Origin of the sequence: Bradyrhizobium huanghuaihaiense, assembly GCF_007830635.1 — a bacterium.
In the GTDB taxonomy this organism is placed as follows: Bacteria; Pseudomonadota; Alphaproteobacteria; order Rhizobiales; family Xanthobacteraceae; genus Bradyrhizobium; species Bradyrhizobium huanghuaihaiense.
This window is the reverse complement of record NZ_VLLA01000020.1, coordinates 1-19870: the sequence shown is the minus strand read 5'-3', so window position 1 is coordinate 19870 and position 19870 is coordinate 1. Positions and strand designations below refer to the sequence as shown.

The 19870-nt window shown below is 66.0% G+C and carries 20 protein-coding genes and 1 tRNA gene; 6 read left to right on the top strand and 15 right to left on the bottom strand.

The window, feature by feature from the left end:
- Positions 1-4: 4 nt before the first annotated feature.
- From fba to IQ16_RS31370, 4 genes are read right to left on the bottom strand one after another with little or no spacing between them, the layout of a single operon-like run.
- Positions 5-1090, bottom strand: coding sequence for a class II fructose-bisphosphate aldolase (gene fba / locus IQ16_RS31385; RefSeq protein ID WP_018648735.1), 1086 nt, complete (start codon positions 1088-1090; stop codon positions 5-7).
- A 12-nt stretch (positions 1091-1102) separates the two neighbouring features.
- Complete coding sequence (tkt, locus tag IQ16_RS31380; protein WP_018648736.1) at positions 1103-3121, bottom strand: transketolase; 2019 nt, start codon at positions 3119-3121, stop codon at positions 1103-1105.
- Positions 3122-3137: 16 nt separating this feature from the next.
- A complete protein-coding gene (locus IQ16_RS31375) occupies positions 3138-4013 on the bottom strand; it encodes a phosphoribulokinase (RefSeq protein WP_018648737.1) in 876 nt (291 codons plus the stop codon).
- A gap of 13 nt (positions 4014-4026) precedes the next feature.
- Entirely contained in the window at positions 4027-5064 is a 1038-nt protein-coding gene (locus IQ16_RS31370; protein WP_018648738.1) for a class 1 fructose-bisphosphatase, read from the bottom strand.
- 120 nt (positions 5065-5184) lie between these two features.
- On the opposite strand from IQ16_RS31370, the gene IQ16_RS31365 reads away from it, so the two are divergent.
- Positions 5185-6162 (top strand): LysR family transcriptional regulator, encoded by a 978-nt coding sequence (locus IQ16_RS31365; RefSeq protein WP_018648739.1) that lies wholly within the window; start codon positions 5185-5187, stop codon positions 6160-6162.
- Between the two features lie 11 nt (positions 6163-6173).
- Here IQ16_RS31365 and IQ16_RS45275 read toward each other — a convergent pair whose 3' ends face one another.
- The 6 genes from IQ16_RS45275 to IQ16_RS31340 all read right to left on the bottom strand — a co-directional run bounded on the left by IQ16_RS45275 (position 6174) and on the right by IQ16_RS31340 (position 10627).
- Positions 6174-6329, bottom strand: coding sequence for a hypothetical protein (locus IQ16_RS45275; protein ID WP_158646951.1), 156 nt, complete (start codon positions 6327-6329; stop codon positions 6174-6176).
- A 77-nt stretch (positions 6330-6406) separates the two neighbouring features.
- A complete protein-coding gene (locus tag IQ16_RS31360; protein ID WP_018648741.1) occupies positions 6407-6616 on the bottom strand; it encodes a hypothetical protein in 210 nt (69 codons plus the stop codon).
- Between the two features lie 138 nt (positions 6617-6754).
- Positions 6755-7174: a hypothetical protein gene (locus IQ16_RS31355; RefSeq protein ID WP_026312966.1), complete on the bottom strand. Its 420-nt coding sequence runs from the start codon at positions 7172-7174 to the stop codon at positions 6755-6757.
- A 158-nt stretch (positions 7175-7332) separates the two neighbouring features.
- Positions 7333-8526, bottom strand: a complete 1194-nt coding sequence (locus IQ16_RS31350; RefSeq protein ID WP_018648742.1) for an MFS transporter — start codon at positions 8524-8526, stop codon at positions 7333-7335.
- Between the two features lie 52 nt (positions 8527-8578).
- Entirely contained in the window at positions 8579-9199 is a 621-nt protein-coding gene (locus tag IQ16_RS31345) for a TetR/AcrR family transcriptional regulator (protein ID WP_018648743.1), read from the bottom strand.
- A gap of 474 nt (positions 9200-9673) precedes the next feature.
- The gene (locus IQ16_RS31340; protein ID WP_026312968.1) at positions 9674-10627 is read right to left on the bottom strand and encodes an N-carbamoyl-D-amino-acid hydrolase; all 954 of its coding nucleotides are present in this window, start codon (positions 10625-10627) and stop codon (positions 9674-9676) included.
- Between the two features lie 232 nt (positions 10628-10859).
- Between IQ16_RS31340 and IQ16_RS31335 the strand changes: the two genes are divergently transcribed.
- The gene (locus tag IQ16_RS31335) at positions 10860-11084 is read left to right on the top strand and encodes a hypothetical protein (RefSeq protein WP_018648745.1); all 225 of its coding nucleotides are present in this window, start codon (positions 10860-10862) and stop codon (positions 11082-11084) included.
- A gap of 203 nt (positions 11085-11287) precedes the next feature.
- On the top strand, positions 11288-11614 hold the full coding sequence (locus IQ16_RS31330) for a hypothetical protein (RefSeq protein ID WP_018648747.1): 327 nt from the start codon (positions 11288-11290) through the stop codon (positions 11612-11614).
- A gap of 34 nt (positions 11615-11648) precedes the next feature.
- On the opposite strand, the gene IQ16_RS31325 is transcribed toward IQ16_RS31330, so the two are convergent.
- From IQ16_RS31325 to IQ16_RS31310, 4 genes are all read right to left on the bottom strand, one after another.
- Positions 11649-12920 (bottom strand): MFS transporter, encoded by a 1272-nt coding sequence (locus tag IQ16_RS31325; RefSeq protein ID WP_020608175.1) that lies wholly within the window; start codon positions 12918-12920, stop codon positions 11649-11651.
- Between the two features lie 283 nt (positions 12921-13203).
- A complete protein-coding gene (locus IQ16_RS31320; protein WP_018648749.1) occupies positions 13204-14562 on the bottom strand; it encodes a sigma-54-dependent transcriptional regulator in 1359 nt (452 codons plus the stop codon).
- On the bottom strand, positions 14559-16346 hold the full coding sequence (locus IQ16_RS31315; protein ID WP_035668642.1) for a sensor histidine kinase: 1788 nt from the start codon (positions 16344-16346) through the stop codon (positions 14559-14561). The genes IQ16_RS31320 and IQ16_RS31315 overlap by 4 nt, the downstream gene beginning before the upstream one ends.
- A gap of 268 nt (positions 16347-16614) precedes the next feature.
- Positions 16615-16691 (bottom strand) — tRNA-Pro (locus tag IQ16_RS31310).
- 68 nt (positions 16692-16759) lie between these two features.
- On the opposite strand from IQ16_RS31310, the gene IQ16_RS31305 reads away from it, so the two are divergent.
- Genes IQ16_RS31305 through IQ16_RS31295 form a run of 3 tightly spaced genes read left to right on the top strand, consistent with a single transcriptional unit; the run spans position 16760 to position 19662 of the window.
- Entirely contained in the window at positions 16760-17749 is a 990-nt protein-coding gene (locus IQ16_RS31305; RefSeq protein WP_026312969.1) for an L-threonylcarbamoyladenylate synthase, read from the top strand.
- A gap of 15 nt (positions 17750-17764) precedes the next feature.
- Positions 17765-19192: an FAD-binding oxidoreductase gene (locus IQ16_RS31300; RefSeq protein ID WP_018648751.1), complete on the top strand. Its 1428-nt coding sequence runs from the start codon at positions 17765-17767 to the stop codon at positions 19190-19192.
- Positions 19189-19662 carry a GNAT family acetyltransferase gene (locus IQ16_RS31295; RefSeq protein WP_244635936.1) on the top strand — a complete coding sequence of 158 codons (474 nt, stop codon included), beginning with the start codon at positions 19189-19191 and terminating at the stop codon, positions 19660-19662. The genes IQ16_RS31300 and IQ16_RS31295 overlap by 4 nt, the downstream gene beginning before the upstream one ends.
- A 35-nt stretch (positions 19663-19697) precedes the next feature.
- On the opposite strand, the gene IQ16_RS31290 is transcribed toward IQ16_RS31295, so the two are convergent.
- A partial coding sequence (locus IQ16_RS31290; protein ID WP_145831711.1) for an integrase core domain-containing protein occupies positions 19698-19870 on the bottom strand: 173 nt, incomplete at its 5' end.

The following is a 19870-nucleotide window of genomic DNA, read 5'->3' as shown; positions in this document are numbered from 1 at the left end:
TTGACTAGGCCGCCACGGACTCGCGGGCGTCGACGCGTGGATCGAGCTCGCCGGCGCGATAGCGGCGCGCCATCTCGCTCATCGGGACCACCTTGATCTTGCTGGCGTGGCCTGCGGTGCCGAACTGCTCGAAGCGCTCCCGGCAGAGTTCGCGCATCGCGTCCATCGCGGGCTTGAGGAATTTGCGCGGATCGAACTCCGAACGCGCTTGCGCCGCGACTTTCCGGAACACCGCGGTCATCGCGAGCCGGCAGTCGGTGTCGATATTGACCTTGCGCACGCCACTCTTAATGCCGCGGACGATTTCTTCCACCGGTACGCCCCAGGTCTGCGGCATCTCGCCACCGAACTGGTTGAACATGTCCTGGAGCGGCTGCGGCACCGAGGAGGAGCCGTGCATGACCAGATGCGTATTCGGCAGCCGGCGATGGATCTCCTCGACCACCCGCATCGCCAGGATGTCGCCGTCAGGCTTGCGGCTGAACTTGTAGGCGCCGTGCGAGGTGCCCATCGCGATCGCCAGCGCATCGACTTTCGTTGCACGGACGAAATCGACGGCCTGATCGGGATCGGTCAACAGCTGGTCGTGGCTGACCTTGCCCTCGACGCCATGACCATCCTCCTGTTCGCCGCCGCCATGCTCCAGCGAGCCGAGCACGCCGAGCTCGCCTTCGACGGAGGCCCCGACCCAATGGGCGAGATCGACGACGCGGCGCGTGATCGCGACGTTGTAGTCATAGTCAGCCGCGGTCTTGGCGTCGGCCTTGAGCGAGCCGTCCATCATGACCGACGTGAAACCGTGGGCGATGGCCGAGGCGCAGGTCGCTTCGTCATTGCCGTGGTCCTGGTGCATGCAGAGTGGAATGTCCGGATAGGTCCGCTCCAGCGCGTCGATCATGTGCGAGAGCATGAGATCGCCGGCATAGCTGCGCGCGCCGCGCGAGGCCTGGATGATGACGGGCGCGTCGACCTCGGCCGCCGCCTGCATGATCGCGATGCCCTGCTCCATGTTGTTGATGTTGAACGCCGGCACGGCGTAACCGTGGCTTGCGGCGTGATCGAGCAGTTGGCGAAGGGTGATACGGGCCAAGGGTCGTCCTCCTTATTGGCTCTTGCGGGCGATCGCCCGGCGGGCCGCTTCCGCAATGCTTTGCGGTGTGATGCCGAATTCGCGGTACAGCACCGGCGCCGGCGCCGAGGCGCCGAAACCGCGCATGCCGACAAATTCACCGTCGGCGCCGATCCAGCGATGCCAATCGCCGGCCACGGCTGCCTCGATGCCGACGCGCGGCGCAGTGCCGAGCACGGCTGCGCGATAATCCTCCGGCTGCTCCTCGAACAGTGCGAAGCAGGGCGCGGACACGACAGCTGCACGGACGTGTTCGGTCGCAAGCAGACGCGCAGCTTCCAGGGCGATCGACACTTCCGAGCCAGTCGCTATCAGCGTCACGTCGCGGCCGCCGTCAGGCGAAACGATGAGATAGGCGCCACGTGCGACGCGATTCCTGCCGCGAACATCGCTGCGGAAGGTCGGCAGCGCCTGCCGCGACAGGCACAGCACCGAGGGGCGATCTTCCGCTTCGAGCGCGCAGTCCCAGGCCTCCAGCGTTTCGACTGCATCGGCCGGGCGAAACACCAGCAGGTTGGGAATGACCCGCAGCGCCGCGAGATGCTCGACCGGCTGATGCGTCGGGCCATCCTCGCCGAGGCCGATGGAGTCGTGGGTCATCACATGGATGACGCGCAGCCGCATCAGGGCCGCAAGGCGGATCGCGGGCCGGCTGTAATCGGAGAACGCGAGGAACGTGCCGCCATAGGGGATGAAGCCGCCATGCAGCGCGAGGCCGTTCATCGCCGCAGCCATGCCGTGCTCGCGAATACCGTAATGGATGTAGTCGCCGGCAAACGCACCACTCTTGACCGGGGCCTGCGCCTTGGCATGCGTCAGGTTCGAATGGGTCAGGTCCGCGGAGCCGCCGACCAGACCGGGAATCGTTCCGGCGATGCCATCGAGCACTTGTTGCGAGGCCTGCCGCGTCGCGAGCTTCGGCCGCTCGCTGGCGAAGCGCTCGCGCAATTTCGCCGCGGCCAGTGCATAGGCGGCCGGCAGCGCCACGGCCTTGCCCTCGACGAACAGGTCACGCTGCTCTGGCGTCGCGTCTTCGTAGCGATCGAGCCAGGCGAGCCGATCGACCTGCCCGCGCTGCCCGATCATCCGCCAGGCCTTCTGGATCGTGACAGGCACCACGAAGGGCTGATAGTCCCAGCCAAGCGTGCGGCGCGCCGCGGTCGTCTGCTCGGTGCCGAGCGGCGCGCCGTGCGCCTTCTCGGTGCCCTGCCGATCAGGCGCGCCATAGCCGATGATGGTGCGGCAGGCGATCAACGACGGCTTTGCGGTCTCCCGCTCCTCCGCAATCGCCTGCGCAACGGCCTCGGGATCATGCCCGTCGACGCGGCGCACCGACCAGCCGGAGGCAGCGAAACGCGCGAGCTGATCGTCCGACGTTGCAAGGGAGGTTGGACCGTCGATGGAGATGCCGTTGTCATCGAACAGCACGATCAGCCGGCCGAGTCCGAGATGGCCTGCAAGCGAGATCGCCTCCTGGCTGATGCCCTCCATCAGGCAGCCATCGCCCGCGATGACATAGGTGTAGTGATCGACGAGCCCGTCGCCATGCCGCGCATTGGCCATGCGTTCGGCGAGCGCCATGCCGACCGCGGTCGCGATCCCCTGCCCCAGCGGTCCCGTCGTGGTCTCGACGCCCGGCGTGTGGCCGTATTCGGGATGGCCCGGCGTCTTCGAGCCCCATTGGCGGAACGCCTTGATGTCGTCGATGCTGACATCACCACCGGTCAGGTGCAGCAGTGCATAAAGCAGCATCGAGCCGTGGCCGGCCGAGAGGACAAAACGGTCGCGGTCCGGCCAGTTCGGATGCGCCGAGTCGAACTTGAGGAAGCGCGAGAACAGCACGGTTGCGACATCGGCCATGCCCATGGGCAGGCCGGGATGGCCCGACTGCGAGGTCTCGATGGCGTCGATCGCGAGGAAGCGGACGGCATTGGCGAGATCGTTGTGCGTGACCGCCGTGAGGTCGGCTTCGGCGTGGACGGAGATGTTCATCGGATTCTCTCCTCGTTCACTTCAGGCTGCGCTTGCGCTCGATCAGCTGCATGATCAGCGGCGTCAGGATGAGCTGCATCGCGAGATCGAGCTTCGCGCCGGGGCACACGATCGAGTTCGCGCGCGACATCCAGCTCTGTGGCAGCATCGACAGCAGATAGGGGAAGTCGATGCCGCGCGGGTTCTTGAAGCGGATCACGACCATCGATTCATCCGGCGTCGGGATCCAGCGCGCGATGAACGGATTCGAAGTATCGACCGTCGGAACGCGCTGGAAGTTGATGTCGGTCTCGGTGAATTGCGGGCAGATGTAGTGGATGTAATCGGGCATCCGCCGCAGGATGGTGTCAGTGACGGCCTCGGTCGAATAGCCCCGCGCGCTGCGGTCGCGGTGCAGCTTCTGGATCCATTCGAGATTGATGACGGGCACGACGCCGATCTTGAGATCGGCATAGCGCGCGACGTTGACTTTGTCGGTGACGACGGCACCGTGCAGGCCCTCATAAAACAGCAGGTCGGAGTTCTCCGGCAGTTGCTTCCAGTCGGTGAAGGTGCCGGGCGCCGCGCCATGCAGCGCCGATTCCTCGGCGTCGTGGACGTAGTGCCGCGTCGTCGCCGTGCCGGTCTCGCCATAGTCGCGGAAGGCGCGCTCCAGCTCCTCGAACAGATTGGTCTCGGGGCTGAAATGGCTGAAGTGCTTGTTGCCGCGCTCGGCCTCCTTCGCCATCTGCGTGCGCATCTCGGCGCGGTCATAGCGGTGGAAGGCGTCGCCTTCGATGTAGGCGGCGTTGACCTTCTCGCGGAAAAAGATCTGCTCGAACGTCTTCTTGACCGAGGTGGTGCCGGCACCGGAGGAGCCGGTGATCGAGATGATCGGGTGCTTCCTGGACATGCGTTCACCTCGCTCAGAGTCGGAAGAATCCGCGCCGCGCGAACAGCGGCGCCGAGACGCTGGCAACCAGCAGCGGATCGCAGTGCAGCTCCTCGACGCGCCGCACCTCGTTGCTCGAGCCCATGATCAGCGGCACGCGCTGGTGCAGGCTCTGCGCGGAGAGGTCGAGGATGCGCTCGCGCCCGGTCGAGGCCGAGCCGCCGGCCTGCTCGATGATCATCGCCATCGGGTGTGCCTCGTAGGTGAGGCGGAGGCGGCCGTCGCCATAGCCGGGCCGCGCATCGGAGGGATAGAGGAACACGCCGCCGCGGGTGAGGATGCGGTAGGCTTCCGCGACCAGCGAGCCGATCCAGCGCATGTTGAAATCGTGGTTCGCGGGCCCGTCGACGCCGGCAAGGCATTCGTCGATGAAGGCGCGCACCGGCGAATCCCAATGCCGGCGATTCGACATGTTGATCGCGAACTCCTCGCACGCCTCGGAGATCTGCACGGCGCTGCGCGCGAGGCGGAAGCAGCTCACCTTGCGGTCGAGCGTGAAGATGTCGACGCCATCGCCGAGCGTCAGCACCAGGGAGGTCTGCGGCCCGTAGGTGACGAAGCCGGCCGCGAGCTGCGCCGAGCCGCGCTGATGGAAGGCGAGCGTGAGATCATCGGGCGCGGGCAGGATCGAGAAGATCGTGCCGACCGTCATGTTGATGTCGATGTTGGAGGAGCCGTCGAGCGGATCAATCGCGACGCAGATGCGGCCGTCGCGGTCGCCGATCTGCGGCTCGCGCATCTCCTCCGACGCCAGCGCCGCGACCGGCAGCCTGCCGAGGCAGCGGCGCAGGATCGCATCGGCCTGCACGTCGAGATCACGCTGGACGTCGCCGTCGCTGTTGCGGCCCGTTGTCAGGCCCGATGCGTCCGCGAGATCGCCAGTGGCGATGAGGTCGGCGATCTCGATCGCCGCCGCCGCGATGGCATCGACCGCGGCCGCCACGGCCAGCGCGCGCGGTGCGGTCTCTGAATACCGTTGAAGGTGGTCGTCCAGCCTGAGTTGCCCGGTCATCTGCGTCCATCCCCTGGGCCGGCGCCGCATCCATTGCCCTCCACGCTGGAGGTCGGTGCGGTCAGTCCCGGCATCAGGAGATTGACAGGGGCGGCTTAATAAGGAAAATTTCTATTCATAATGAGCGCCAAAGAATTTTCTTATAATGGCTCCAGCCATGCGGCAGCCCAGCTCCGGCATCTGACGATCCGGCAGCTTCGCTCGCTTGCGGCGCTGTCGGCCAAGGGCAGCGTGACGGCGGCCTCCGGCCATCTCGGGCTGACGCAGCCGGCCGTGACCCAGCAGCTGCGGCAGCTTCAGGACCTCGCCGGCCTGCCGCTAGTGCAGCGGACCGGCGACGGCATGCTGCTGACCGAGGCGGGCAAGGAGGTGCTGGCGCTGGCCGAGCGGGTCGAAGCCGCGATCATGGATTGCCAGGGCGCGCTCGACCTGCTGGCGGGGCGGACCGGCGGCACGGTGCAGCTCGGCGCGGTCTCGACCGCGAAATATTTCGTGCCGCATGCCATCGCGGCGTTCTCGAAGCGGCATCCCAAGATCGAGATCAAGCTCACCATCGGCAATCGCGAGGAGATCCGCGAGGCCATGCACGGCTACGACCTCGATTTCGCGGTGATGGGTCGGCCACCGGCCGACGTCAGCGTCGACGTGCGTCAGCTCGGACGCAATCCGCACGTCATCGTCGCGCGCAAGGGGCACTGGCTGGAGAAGGATTCCGGCCTCAGCCTGACCGACCTCGTGCACGAGACCTTCCTCACCCGCGAGCCCGGCTCGGGCACGCGGACGCTGATGGAGGGCATGTTCCAGAGGTCGGATCTCGAGCCGATCATCGGCATGGAGATGAGCAGCAACGAGACCATCAAGCAGGCGGTGATCGCGGGGCTCGGCATCGCCTTCATCTCGGCCCACACGGTGGCGCATGAGCTCGCCGAGGGCCGGCTCATCGTGCTCGATGTCGCCGGCCTGCCGATCGTCCGCCAGTGGTACGTGATCCGCCGCAGCGACAAGGTGCTGCTGCCGCCGGCGCAGGCGATGTTCGATTTTCTTGGTTCCGAGGGGGCGAACTATCTGCCGGTCGTGCCCGAGCTTGGCGGGCCATAGCCCGCCGATGGCTATGCCATCAGCTTCATCGCGATCGTCGCCGCCAGAATGACGATGATCTGCAGCAGGCGCTCTGTGGTGAAGATGCGGTTGAAGGTGGTCATCGCGTGCCCCCCGGCCTCCCTGAAGGAGATCTCGATCGGGATGTTGCTAGCACAAGCGGGCATCGAGACAACTCCGTAGTCGTCCCGGGTCGCGCGCGCCCGGCCGGGCCGATCGCACCCCGCCCTGCGCGGGTGAACGATCAGGCCGCAAGCGGAGCGGCGTAGTCGATGCGCGCGGCGAAGTACGCTTCCAGCTCCGACAGCGCCCGCGCTTCCCACTCCCTCGCCTGCTCCAGCAGCGACCAGCTCTGGCCCGGGCGGAATGCAGCGGTCTGGCGATAGAGCGATGCGATGCCGCGATAGCGGCGCACGTTCTCCAAGATGGCGTGTCCGTTGATCTGGCCGTTCATGTCCAAAAACTCCCTCGTCATTCCCGGGGGAGAAATTGCGGCTAAATCTTTTTCGAAAAGTTAGCGGCGCTCGGCAAGCTCGCGCATGGTTGCCGGACTGTTGCGCGTGCGCAACGTACCCGCTCTCGCAACGCCGATTTATTGCGAATTCGTTGCCGCGCTCTTGCCCGAAGGCTTCAGCCCGCCGCGGCTGTTGATCATCATCGTCTTGCGGCACAGATCGGCAAGGCCGATCAGGAGCACGGCGAGCAGGCAGAACAGGTTGATGGAATCGGCGTTAGCGCTGGTCAGCGGGGTGAACTCGAAGAACGGCGGTATGAACGCCCACCACACCAGCGGAATGGTGAGCAGCGCGGCGAATGTCGCCGCCGGCACGCCCGCGACGAGCGCGAGCACGAACAGGCTGGGCACGAACGCGGCAAAATAAAGCTTTGCGCCGAGCGCGACGCAGATGCCCTGAAGCAGGGCCGACGCTGCGACCACGACGAGTCCCAGCAGAAACGCCTGCCACGACCATGACCGTACCCGCGGTACGCCAAACAGCCCCGCACGCCTCATCAGCCTCCCCCTGCCGCCCGTTAACCAGGTCCGATTGCGACGAAAGTACTACAACTGCAACCCATCCGCGAGATGGAAATTGCGGCACACACGGCATGGCAGGGCCGCATGTCCGCGGCTTGGTAAACACCGGCATCGATGTCCGCCCCGGCCGGCCGCTACTCGGTGGCCGCATAGAGCAGGCCCGCGACGGGCAGAGCGAGGCCAATGGCCGATGCGAGCATCCAGCCGCCTTGCGCGAAGGCCCAGGCGCCGACCGCGGAGCCGGCAGCGCCGGCCGCGAAGAACGTCGCCATGTAAAGGCCGTTGAGGCGGCTGCGATGCTCGTGCCCGAGCGCGAAGATGGCGCGGAAACCGAGCACGACGTTGCCCTGCACGCCGATATCGATGGCGATCGCGGCCACGACCAGGCCAGCGAGGTTCAGCATCGAGCCGGGCGCGCCGATATAGGTCGCGAGGAAGCCCGCGGCCGCGAGCAGCATCGCAACCAGCGTCGCGATGCGGCTATGGCCGCGATCGGCGAGCCGGCCCGCGATCGGGGCTGCAAACACGCCGGCAACGCCGGCCAGGGCGAACAACGCGATGCCGCGCTGGGAGAAGCCGAACGCGCCGGCGAGTTGAAGCGGCGCGACCGTCCAGAACAGGGTGAAGCAGCCGAACAGGCTGGCCTGGTAGAGCGCGCGGCGCCGGAGCAGCGGCGTGTGCAGGGCGAGGTGCGGCATCGACAGCAGCAGCGTGCCGTAATGCATGCGCACGACCGGCTTGCGCTTCGGCAGCGTCATCCACAGCACGGTGGCGAGCACGATCATAAGGGCGGCGGAGGCGAAGAACACTGCATGCCAGGACGAGGCCGCGGTGACGAAGCTCGACACCGGACGCGCCAACATGATGCCGAGCATCAGGCCGGTCGAGACGTTGCCGACGACCCGGCCGCGGATGGCCTCGGGCGCGAGATGCGCGGCATAGGGAATGATGATCTGCACCGCGACCGAGCCGAGGCCGATGAACAGCGCCGCGATCAGGAAGGGCAGCGCATGGATCGAAAACGCGGCGGCGAGCAGCGCCGCGGCGCCGAGCATGATGACCGAGCAGATCAGCGCGCGGTTCTCGACGAGATCGCCGAGCGGCACGATGAAGAGCAGCCCCACGCCATAGCCGATCTGGGTCATGGTCACGATCAGCCCTGCCGCCGCATGCGACAGGCCGAGCGCGGCGCTGATCGGGGCGATCAGCGGCTGCGCATAATAGATGTTGGCGGCGACCATGCCACAGGCCGCGGCAAGCACGAAGGTCAGGCGCTGCGACACCGCATCCGGCTCGGGCGCGGTCTCGATCGTGGCATTCATCGTCATTTACGTGGGTCTCCGATAATCGGGAACAATCATTCCCTAATAGAACCTGAATTCAGGCGAGCAGCTTCATCGCGACGCCGACGAGGCGGGGCCCGTCGAGCGGCAGGCGCGCCTTGCCGACGACGCGCATGCCCTGCGTGATGCAGATCATCAGCCGCGCGGTGTCGCCGGCATCGACATGGCCCGGAATCGAGCCGTCGGCGTGGCCCTCGTGGATGAGGCCGGCGATGAAATCTTCATTAGTCTTGAGCTGGGCCTCGACGCGTGCCCGGATCGCCGGATCGACCGCCGACAATTCCACCGCGCTTCCGACCACGAGGCAGCCGCGCCGCCCCTCGATGCCCTGGGAATGTTCGACATAGGACAGGAGCACGTTGCGCAGCCGCTCGCGGCCATTCTCCCCGCGCGCCGCGGCGCTGCGGGTCTGCTCCTGGCGCAAGCCGGTGTAACGCTCGAAGGCGGCGAGGAACACGGCATGCTTGTCGCGAAACGCCTTGTAGACGCTGCCGGTGGCAAGCCGCATCGCCGAGGTGAGATCGCCGATCGAGGTGGCGTGATAGCCGCGCTCGCGAAACACCCGAAGGGCGCGGTCGAGCGCGGTATCCATGTCGAACTCCCGGGGACGACCTGGCGGACGGACGCTGGCTTGCGATCGGCGGACGGCTTTTTGCATTGCGGCATAATAGGGAATGATCGTTTCCGAATAAAGACACGTGGTTGTGATTGGGTAGAAGTGCGGAGCGGCCGGTTTGCAGCCAGGGAAGCCGCCAACCCCGTCGCCCTTCGAGGCTTGCTCCACGGCGCGTGCGCCGCGGAGCGCGCACCTCAGAGTGACGGTCATGGAGTGCACTCACTGGTTCATCGTCATTGCGAGCGCAGCGAAGCAATCCAGAATCTCTCCGCGGAAAGACTCTGGATTGCTTCGCTGCGCTCGCAATGACGGAGTGTGTGGCAACGGCTTCGTCCTCGAAATACCGCCGTCATTCCCCGCGAAGGCGGGGAATCCAGTACGCCGTGGCCTTTCGGGTAGGCCACAACTGTCTCGGCGTACTGGATCGCCCGGTCAAGCCGGGCGATGACAGTGCCAAATGCCGGGCGAGCGGCCCCGGATTTCGCTGCGCTCATCCGGGCTACAAGAGAGAGCGCATCACCCCTTCACCGGCGTCCCGTCCGCCATGGTCGTCACGCCCTTGCGCTCCACGATCATCCCGTAGGCCCGCGGCTGGCGGTGAACGTCGAAATTGAACGTGGTGCGCTTGTAGGAACTGCAGAGATCGAGATCGCAGCGGGCGAGCGCGAGCTCGTCACCCTTGGTCGTGCAGCGCGCGATGATCTCGCCCGAGGGCGCGATGATGCAGCTGCCGCCGATGTGGTCGACGCCCTCCTCGACCCCGGCCTTGGCGACGCCGACCACGAAGGTGCCGTTCTGGTAGGCGCCGGACTGCATCACCAGGTGATTGTGGAACAGCGAGAGGTCGTCATGCTCCGGCGCGGGCGGATTGTGCACCGGCGTGTTGTAGCCGATCATCACCATCTCGACGCCCTGCAGGCCCATCACGCGATAGGTCTCGCTCCAGCGGCGGTCGTTGCAGATCGCCATTCCCATCATACCGCCGAATGCATCGGCGACGCCAAAGCCGCTGCCGGGCTCGAAATAGCGCTTCTCCAGATGCTGGAATTCGCGCCACGGCTCGTGCTCGGCATGGCCGGGCAGATGGACCTTGCGGTACTTCGCGACGATCGCGCCGCTCTTGTCGACGAGAATGGAGGTGTTGTAGCGCCTGACGATACCGGCCTCTGCCGTCAGCTCGGCATAGCCGAGGTAGAATCCGATGCCGAGCTCACTGGCGAGATCGAACAGGGCTCGCGTCTCCGGCCCCGGCATCTCGCGCTCGAAAAAGCTGTCGATCTCGGCCTGATCCTCGAAATACCAGCGCGGAAAGAAGGTGGTCAGCGCGAGCTCGGGATAGACGATCAGGTCGCAGCCATTGGCCTTTGCTTGGCGCATCAACGCGACCAGCCGCGCCACCACCTCGGTCCTGCTCTCACGCCGCGCAATCGGGCCGAGCTGGCCGGCCGCCACATTCACAAATCTCGCCACACGTCTGTCCTTCGTTCTTTCGGACGTGCGCTACCCGCGCCGTCGTGCGCGCACATGCAGATTCCGCGCCTGTGACGCGCGCCGCGCAAGAGCAAGTCGGCCCGGCCACCAATCGAGGAACTTCCGTTGCCAATCTGCAACGGTTCCCCACCGTCTGAAGCCGGACAAAAGAAACTCCCATTGCGGCCACGAACCGCTCTCACAACGCCGTGAGACGATCAGGGGAATAACGATGCGCGCACAACGCGTTTGGAAAGTGAATGGGGCCGCCAGCATCGGGCAGCTCCAATCCAGGCTGGACGACCTCAACAAGCGTCTCAGCCAGCTCGAAAACCAGAATCCGGAGAATTGGAAGCTCGAAGAGCTGAGATCGAGCGCGCTCAGCCTGTCGCGCGAGATCGACGACATCCGCTGCGCGGAGGCGACGGCGGCGCTGAGCGAACTGTTGCGGAAGTAGCCGGCCTGCCGATTCGCGCGTTGCGCAGGGAACCAACCTTGCTCGCCGTCATTTCCATGCTGAGCATGGAGCAAGATCATGACCAGGCACCTGACGCGAGCCCATCTCGCGCGCGGCGTGGCCGGCGCGGTATCCACGCTGATCCTGTGCGCGACGGCGGCCTTCACCATCGCGCGCCACTTCGCGCTGTGAGGGATGATCACATGACGTCGGACCCCGAGGAGTCGGTAAGGCTGCAGGGTTTTGGCGAGATGACGTTGCGCACCGCGATCGCGACGCTGATGTCGCTCGGCCCGCGCGAGCGATCGGAAGCCGCCATCTTCCGCATCCGCGACGGCGTCCAGCTCGCGCAAAGCGAGATCGCCGAACTCGCATCGAACTTCGACATTCCGCCGATGCCCGAAGTCAGGTCGCCAAGACTCGTCCCGGAGCAGCACTGGACGGACATCGTGCGCGGCATGGTGCGCGAGGCACCACTGCCGTCGCTGATGGTGGCATTCCTGCTGGGCGTGCTGGTGGCGCGGCGGTGAGGACGTCCACGCCGCCGGCACCAACGCCTAGGCCCTATTCGTGCCGATCCATTGCGGACATGGTCTTGGTGTCACGCATGGTCAGATAGACCAGCAGCGACACCGCGATGCAGCCGGTCAGATACCAGTAGAACCAGCTTTCGTGACCGATGGACTTGAACCAGAGCGCAATCGATTCCGCGGTGCCGCCGAAGATCGAGACGGTCAGCGCATAGGGCACCCCGACGCCGGTCGCCCGCACGCTGGTCGGAAACAATTCGGCTTTCACCACCGCATTGATCGCCGTGTAGCCCGACACGATCATCCAGGCAGCGGCGATGAGGAGGAAGGCCGAGAAGGCATCATGCGTCGCCTGGAGCGTCGTCAACAACGGAATGGTGAACAGCGTGCCGGACACGCCGAATCCGATCAGGAGCCATTTGCGCCCGATGCGGTCGGAGATCGCGCCGTAGATCGGCTGGAGCATCATCGCGAAGACGAGGCTTCCTGCCGTCACCATGGTGGTCTGGTCGTCGGTCAGCTTCACCGAGAGGCGAAGGAATTTCTGCATATAGGTGGTGTAGGTGTAGAAGGCCGCCGTGCCGCCCATGGTCAGCCCGACCACCAGCAGAAGCTCGCGCGGATAGTTCAGCAGCATGCGGATCGAGCTGGATTTCTTGACCGCCGCCTGGCTGCTCTTGAAGGCATCGGTCTCATGAAGGTTGCTGCGCATCAGCGCGGCCACGACCGCGAGCACGGCGCCGAACGCAAACGGCACGCGCCAGCCCCAGGCGCGGATCTCCTCGGTCGAGAGAAACACCTTCTGCAGCAGGAGCAGCACGAGGATGGCGCAGAGCTGACCGCCGATCAGCGTCACATACTGGAAGCTGGAATAGAAGCCGCGATTCTTCTCGTCCGCGACCTCGCTGAGATAGGTGGCGCTGGTGCCGTACTCGCCGCCGAGGCTCAGGCCCTGCAGGACGCGCGCAAGGCCGAGGATGACGGGAGCCGCCAGCCCGATCGAGGCGTAAGTCGGCGTCACCGCGATGATCAGCGACCCGAAGCACATCATCACGACGGACAGCGTCAGGGCGTTGCGCCGCCCGTAGCGATCGGCGAGATGGCCGAACAGCCAGCCGCCGAGGGGACGCACCAGGAAGCCCGCCGCAAACAGCAGGGCCGCGTTGAGTTGCTGCACCACTTCATCCCCGTCGGGGAAAAACGCCTTGGCGAAATAGAGCGAGAACGCCGCATAGGCGTAGAAATCGTACCACTCGACGAGATTGCCGACGGAGCCGACGAAGATCGCCCGCAACCGGCGCTTCATGTCGAGGCTATCCGCGCGCGTCTCCGTGACGGGTGCGCCGATGGTTTGAATTGAGGCTTCCTGTGAACTCACGACGTCCTCCGCAGATTTATTGGAAAACCGGATGGTTTCGGCGCTCCTTCAGCAACGGCTGTGCCAATCGCGAGCGGCGCGCGGAAACGCGGAGAATTGCCGGGAATTGCGCAGATTTTCGAGGAGGACGGCCTCGCGAGGGCCAAAACGTCGGCAGGAATCCGCCGACGCGAATGCCGACATCGGCGGATTTCCGCCGATCGCCGACGGCTCAGGAATCCTTGCGGCCGGGCCGAGCCAGGGCGTATTTCGCCATTTTCTCGTTCAGGGTCCGGCGCGGGACGCCGAGCTCCTCGGTGACGGCGGCAATCGACCAATCGTGCTCGCGCAAGGCGGCCTCGATCAGCGCGCGCTCATAGGCCGCAACGCGGTCGGCGAGCGTCCGCTGCGGCGCCCCCGGTTCGCCACGCCGCAGGATCTCGGCCACGCTGCGGCCGGTCGCCGCGAGCCCCAGCGCGTAGCGTTCGGCAACGTTCTTCAGCTCGCGCACATTGCCTGGCCAGTCATGGGCGAGCAGCGCATCGAGATCGTTCGCTCGCAGCGACGACATGGTGCGGCCCGCGCCCTTGGCGGCGGCGGCGGCGAAATGCTCGAACAGCAGCAGGACGTCGTTGCCGCGCTCGCGCAGCGGCGGCAGGTTGATCTCCGCTGCCGCGAGGCGGAAGTAGAGATCGGAACGGAAGCGCCCCTGGCGGCTTTCGGTCGCAAGATCACCCTTCGCCGCCGCGATGACGCGAACGTCGACCGGCAGGAGCTTGTTGGAGCCGACGCGCTCGATCGTACGCTCCTGGAGGGCGCGCAGGATCTTGGCCTGGAACGGCAGCGGCATGCTCTCGATCTCGTCGAGCAGGAGCGTGCCGCCGCTGGCGTGCTCGAACTTTCCGATGCGGGCGCCACGTGCCCCGGTGAAGGCGCCGGCCTCATGGCCGAACAATTCGCTCTCGAACAGCTCAGCCGGGATCGCGGCACAGTTCACGGCGACGAAGGGGGCCTTCGCACGCGGACCGAAATCGTGCAGGGCCCGCGCCACCACCTCCTTGCCGGTTCCGGTCTCGCCGGTGACGATCACGTCGCGATCGTGACGGGCCAGCTCGAGGATGCCGGCCCGCACAGCCACCATCGCCTTCGACAGCCCGACCAGGCGGGCATCGATCGCGCCGGGGGCGGCAAGGCGATCCGAGAGCTGGCGAAGCTGCAGCTTCAACTGCCGCCGCTCGATGGCGCGCGTCATGACGGCGGAGAGGAGCTCGGGATCATGAGGCTTCTGCAGGAAGTCGTAGGCGCCCTCGCGCATCGCAGCGACCGCCAGGGGCACATCGCCATGCGCGGTCAGCAGCACGACGGGAATGTCGGGATCGGCGCGGTGAACGTCGCGCATCAATTCCAGCCCGGATCGGTGCGGCATGCGAAAATCGGTCAGCACGGCATCGGGCGGGCTCTCTGTCACGAGGCGAACGGCCTCATCTGCGCCGGCGGCGGCCCGGACCGTGAAGCCGCCCAGCTCCAGCCATTGCCGCACCGAATTGCGGACGATCTCCTCGTCGTCGACGACGAGCACGGACCCGCTCATGCGTGCAATTCCTGATGTGGCGAGGCTAGCGCGACGTCCATGACCGGAATGACGACCTTGAAAGTCGAGCCCCTGCCCGGCGTGCTGTCCACCAGGATATCTCCTCCAAATTCCCTGACAATTCCGTACGAGATCGAGAGCCCGAGACCAAGCCCCTCGCCGATCTCCTTGGTCGTGAAGAACGGGTCGAACAGAGACTTGATATGCTCGGGTGCGATGCCCGCACCGGTGTCGCTGACCTCGATCACGGCGCTGTCGTCGTGGCGGTCGAGTGTGACCCCGAGGACCCGCCGTTCGCGATCGCGCATCGCATCGATCGCATTCGACAGGAGGTTGACGACGACCTGCTCGAGCCGGATCGGATTGGCGAGACCATGAAGCGGCTCGGCAGGCGCGGAGCGCACCACCTCGATATGCTCGTTGTCGATCCGGTATTGCAGCAGGCGGATCGCATTGTCGATGACGGGCGCGAGCGCGACGGCGCTGCGCGTGCCGGTCTCCTTCCGCGCGAACATCCTGAGGTGATCGATCAGCGCCATCATGCGCTCGGCGATCGAGGACATCAGGTCGAGATTGGCGGCGGCACGATCGACCTCGTTGCGGCGGAGCAGGACGCGGCTGCTCGCGACATAGGTGATCAGCGCCGCGAGCGGCTGGTTGATCTCGTGCGCGACGCCGGCGAGCGCCTGACCGAGGCTGGCAAGCTTGGCGCTCTGCACGAGGCTTTCCATGGTCCGGCGCAGCTCTTCCGTGCGCTCGGCCACGCGCCGCTCGAGCACGTCATGCGCATCGAGCTTCGCCCTGACGACCTGCCGCCGCTGATAGGCCACCAGCACGACCAGCAGAGAGGCGATCAGGGCGAAGACGCTCGCGATCGCGACGGTCGACGCATTGCGCCGAGCATCGGCGACGTCCGAGAACAGGAGCAGCCGCCAGCCCTGATCGTGCGGCCGGACCTGAAGGGCGTAGTCCCCGAGCTCGACATTGCCTCGGCCGCGCGCGCGACCGATCTGAACGCGTTCCCGGTCGCCTTTGGGCACGAAGACCGGAGCTGGGTCGATCGCCTGACCGAATTGCTGCGCGGCATTCAGTTCTGCGAGCCGCTGCGCGGGGATCGGAAGCAGCGGACGGTATTTCCAGTCCTCGCGGCTGGCGAGGAAGATCACGCCATTCTCATCCTCCATCGCGACGAGATCGCCAGCACTTGCCCAGTCCGCCTCGAGCGCACTGAGATCGATCTTGACCACGGCGACGCCGAGGGTTTTGCCGCCCTCCATGATCCGATGCGACAGGAAATAGCCGGGCTGTCCCGTGGTGGCGCCGACGGCGTAGTAATGGCCTTCGCCGGTTCGCATGGCGTCCATGAAATAGGCGCGGAACCCGTAATTGTGTCCGACGAAGCTCGAATCCAGATCGAAATTGCTTGCCGCGAGCGCAAGGCCGGTGCTGTCGAGAACATAGAGCTCGGCGGACCGGGCTCCCTGATTGAGCGATTTGAGGTAGCGGTTGGCGGCGGCGGTCGCCGATGCGTCATGGGGGTCTCGATAGAGCTCGCGGATGGGATCGGCGAGCGACAGAACCGCCGGCAAATAGCGATAGCGCGCAACAGTCGCATCGAAGGTGCTGGCAATCAGTGCAAGCCGGTCATTGGCCTCCCGCTCCATGCGCGCAAAGGCGGCATCCAGCGCGAGGACGTAGGCCAGCCAGCCCGCCGCCGCGATGGCCGCAAGCGCGGCCATGCCGATCAGCACGTATCGCGGCAGGGCTGGACGGGGGCGTTGCATCGGGGCTCCGGATCGAGGCGATATCGCTAGGTAGCACAGGCAGGGCCTGTGGCGCGGCTGCGAACACGAGGGGGCTCCGGCGGATCGCCGAGCCGGCCACTCGGCCGCCTTGCACCCTGATCGCCTTGCGGAGCCATGCCGCATCGGCAAGCGGCCCTGCCGACCCAAATCGGCCGTGGACCCGTCCCGAAAATCGTTGCAAAAAGGCGCTCCGAGGCGCCGGCGGCCGGTCCGCCAAGTCTCTGGAAAACGTCGACTTTTGGAAGAATGGTCGGAGTGGCAGGATTCGAACCTGCGACCCCTGCGTCCCGAACGCAGTGCTCTACCGGGCTGAGCCACACTCCGACAAGAAGGCGGCTTATAGCGTCGGGTTTGGCGCACCGCAAGCGGCCGAGATGAGGAATTTTGTCCCTGTGAAAACGGGTCTTGAAACGCTGATTTTACCGGCCGGCGAGGCCGCCGCCGGGGCCGCCGCCCGGACGCTCGCGGCCGGCGGGCTGGTCGCGTTCCCGACCGAGACGGTCTACGGGCTCGGCGCGGACGCCGCCAATGCCAGTGCGGTCGCCCATATCTACGGCGCCAAGGGCCGGCCCGCCTTCAATCCGCTGATCGCCCATGTCGCGGACATCGCCGCTGCGCGCCGGATCGGCCGGTTCGACGCCCGCGCGCTGAAGCTTGCGGAGGCATTCTGGCCGGGGCCGCTGACCCTGGTGGTGCCGAAGACGGACGACTGTCCGGTGGCGGATCTCGCCACCGCAGGTCTCGACACCGTCGCGATCCGCATTCCCGCCCACCCGGTGGCGCAGGCGATCCTGCGCGCCTTTGGCGGAGCGGTGGTGGCGCCGTCCGCCAACATCTCCGGCCACGTCTCGCCGACGCTGGCCGCCCATGTTGAAAGCGACCTTGCGGGGCGGATCGACCTCATCGTCGACGGCGGGCCGGTCGACGTCGGCGTCGAATCGACGATTGTCGGCTGCTTCGATGCGCCGATGCTGCTTCGGCCCGGAGGATTGTCGCGTGAGCGGATCGAGGCGGTGCTCGGCGCAGCCCTGGCGCGACCGCCTGTGGAGGCCGGCAGCGACGACAGCCAGCCGCTGGCGCCGGGCATGCTGGCCTCGCATTACGCGCCGCGCGCCAATGTGCGGCTCCGCGCGCAGGACGTTGCGCCTGATGAAGCGCTGCTCGCGTTCGGACCTTCGCGCCTGCCCGGCATTGATGCTGCCGCGGCTGTCATGAATTTGTCGCCCGCCGGTGATCTCGATGAAGCCGCCGCCAATCTGTTCGGCTATCTTCGCAGCCTGGATGCGAAGGCGCCGAAGGCGATCGCCGTCATGTCGATCCCCGAGGAAGGGCTGGGCGAAGCGATCAATGACCGACTGCGGCGCGCTGCGGTGGCACGATAAGAGCGAAGAGACGAGATGAACATCAACAAAACTGCCCCACCTCCGCTCGCGCCCGAGCTGATCGAACAATTCCGCAAGATCGTCGGCGAGCGCCACGCCATCACCGATGCGACCGACATCGAGCCTTACGTCACCGAGGAGCGCAATTTGTTCCACGGCCGCTCGCCGCTGGTGCTGCGCCCGGGCTCGACCGCGGAAGTCGCCGCGATCTGCAAGCTCGCCTCTGAACACAGGATTGCGCTGGTGCCGCAGGGCGGCAACACCGGGCTCGTCGGCGGCCAGACGCCGCACAATGGCGAGGTGGTGGTGTCGCTGCGGCGCCTCGACAAGATCCGCGAGGTCGACACCGCCTCCAACACCATGACCTGCGAGGCCGGCGTGGTGCTGCAAATCGCGCAGCAGAAGGCGTCCGACGTCGACCGGCTGTTTCCGCTGTCGCTCGGCGCCGAAGGCAGCTGCACCATCGGCGGGAATTTGTCGACTAACGCCGGCGGCACCGCCGCGCTCGCCTATGGTGTCGCGCGCGAGATGGCGCTGGGGCTGGAAGTGGTTCTCGCCGACGGGCGCGTACTCAACGTGCTGTCGAAGCTGAAGAAGGACAACACCGGCTACAATCTGCACAACCTCTTCATCGGTGCGGAAGGCACGCTCGGCATCATCACGGCGGCGACGCTAAAGCTGTTTCCGAAGCCGCGGGCGGTCGAGACCGCCTATGTCGGACTGAAATCGCCGGCGGCGGCCTTGAAGCTGCTGACGATCGCGCAAGGCGAAGCCGCCAACGCGCTGACGAGCTTTGAATTGCTGTCGGAGATGGCGGTCGATTTCTCGGTCCGCCACGGCATCGACGTGCGCGATCCGCTTGCCGAGAAGCATCCCTGGTACGTGCTGATGGAATTGTCCTCTCCCGGCGACGATGCCCGCACGCCGCTGGAGACGATCCTCGGCCGCGCCATGGAGGAGGAGATCGTCGACGACGCCGTGATCGCGGCCAGCCTCGCCCAGCGCAACAATTTCTGGAAGCTGCGCGAGGAAATGTCGGCGGCGCAGAAGCCTGAGGGCGGCTCGATCAAGCACGACATCTCCGTGCCCGTCGCCGCCGTGCCTGCCTTCATCGCGGAGGCCGATGCCGCCGTCGTCAAGCTGATCCCCGGCGCGCGGCCGGTGCCGTTCGGCCATCTCGGCGACGGCAATCTGCACTACAATATCAGCCAGCCGATCGGCGCCAACACGGCCGATTATCTGGCGCGCTGGCACGAGATGAACGCTGTGGTGTTCGAGATCGTGCTGCGCATGGGCGGCTCGATCTCGGCCGAGCATGGCATCGGCGTGCTCAAGCGCGACGAGCTGCCCGAGGTGAAGGACAAGACCGCGATCGAGCTGATGCGGTCGATCAAGGCGATGCTCGATCCGCTCGGCATCATGAATCCGGGGAAGGTGCTGTGAGCGTGTCTCTTACCATCGATGCAATTAAGGAAGCCGACGTCGAGAAGGTCGTCGCGCTGTGGCAGCGCTGCGGCCTGACGCGGCCCTGGAACGACCCGCATGCCGACATCGCGCTGGCGCGGCGGCGGGAGAATTCGACTGTGCTGGTCGGCCGCGAGGCCGGCGGGATCGTCGCGACCGTCATGGTCGGCCATGACGGCCATCGCGGCTGGGTCTATTATGTTGCGGTCGATCCTGACAGCCAGAAGCGCGGCTATGGACGCGTGGTCATGGCTGCAGCGGAGGACTGGCTGCGCGCGGCTGGAATCTCGAAGCTGCAGCTCCTGGTCCGGCGCGAGAACGCGCAAGCCAATGCATTCAGAGCTGGCCCCGGTTGTTTGGACAGCGCCCCGCTGGATTTAAGTGGATTCCTGCCGGGTTATGCTGAACGCGGGGCTTTACGATTTTGTCGTTGCGTCGGGAGGGCGTAGCCCGACCAGAGCGACGACAAAATCGTCGGCGACGGTCATGCGGCCATCACCATAGCTTGCGTGCCGAAGTAAGCCTCGTCGGGCGTGCGCCCGTCAAGGCTCGAGTGAGGGCGTCCCTGATTGTAGAAGGCCAGATACTTGGCAATTGACGCTCGCGCCTCGGACACGCTGTCGTAGGCGCGGAGATAAACTTCTTCGTATTTGACCG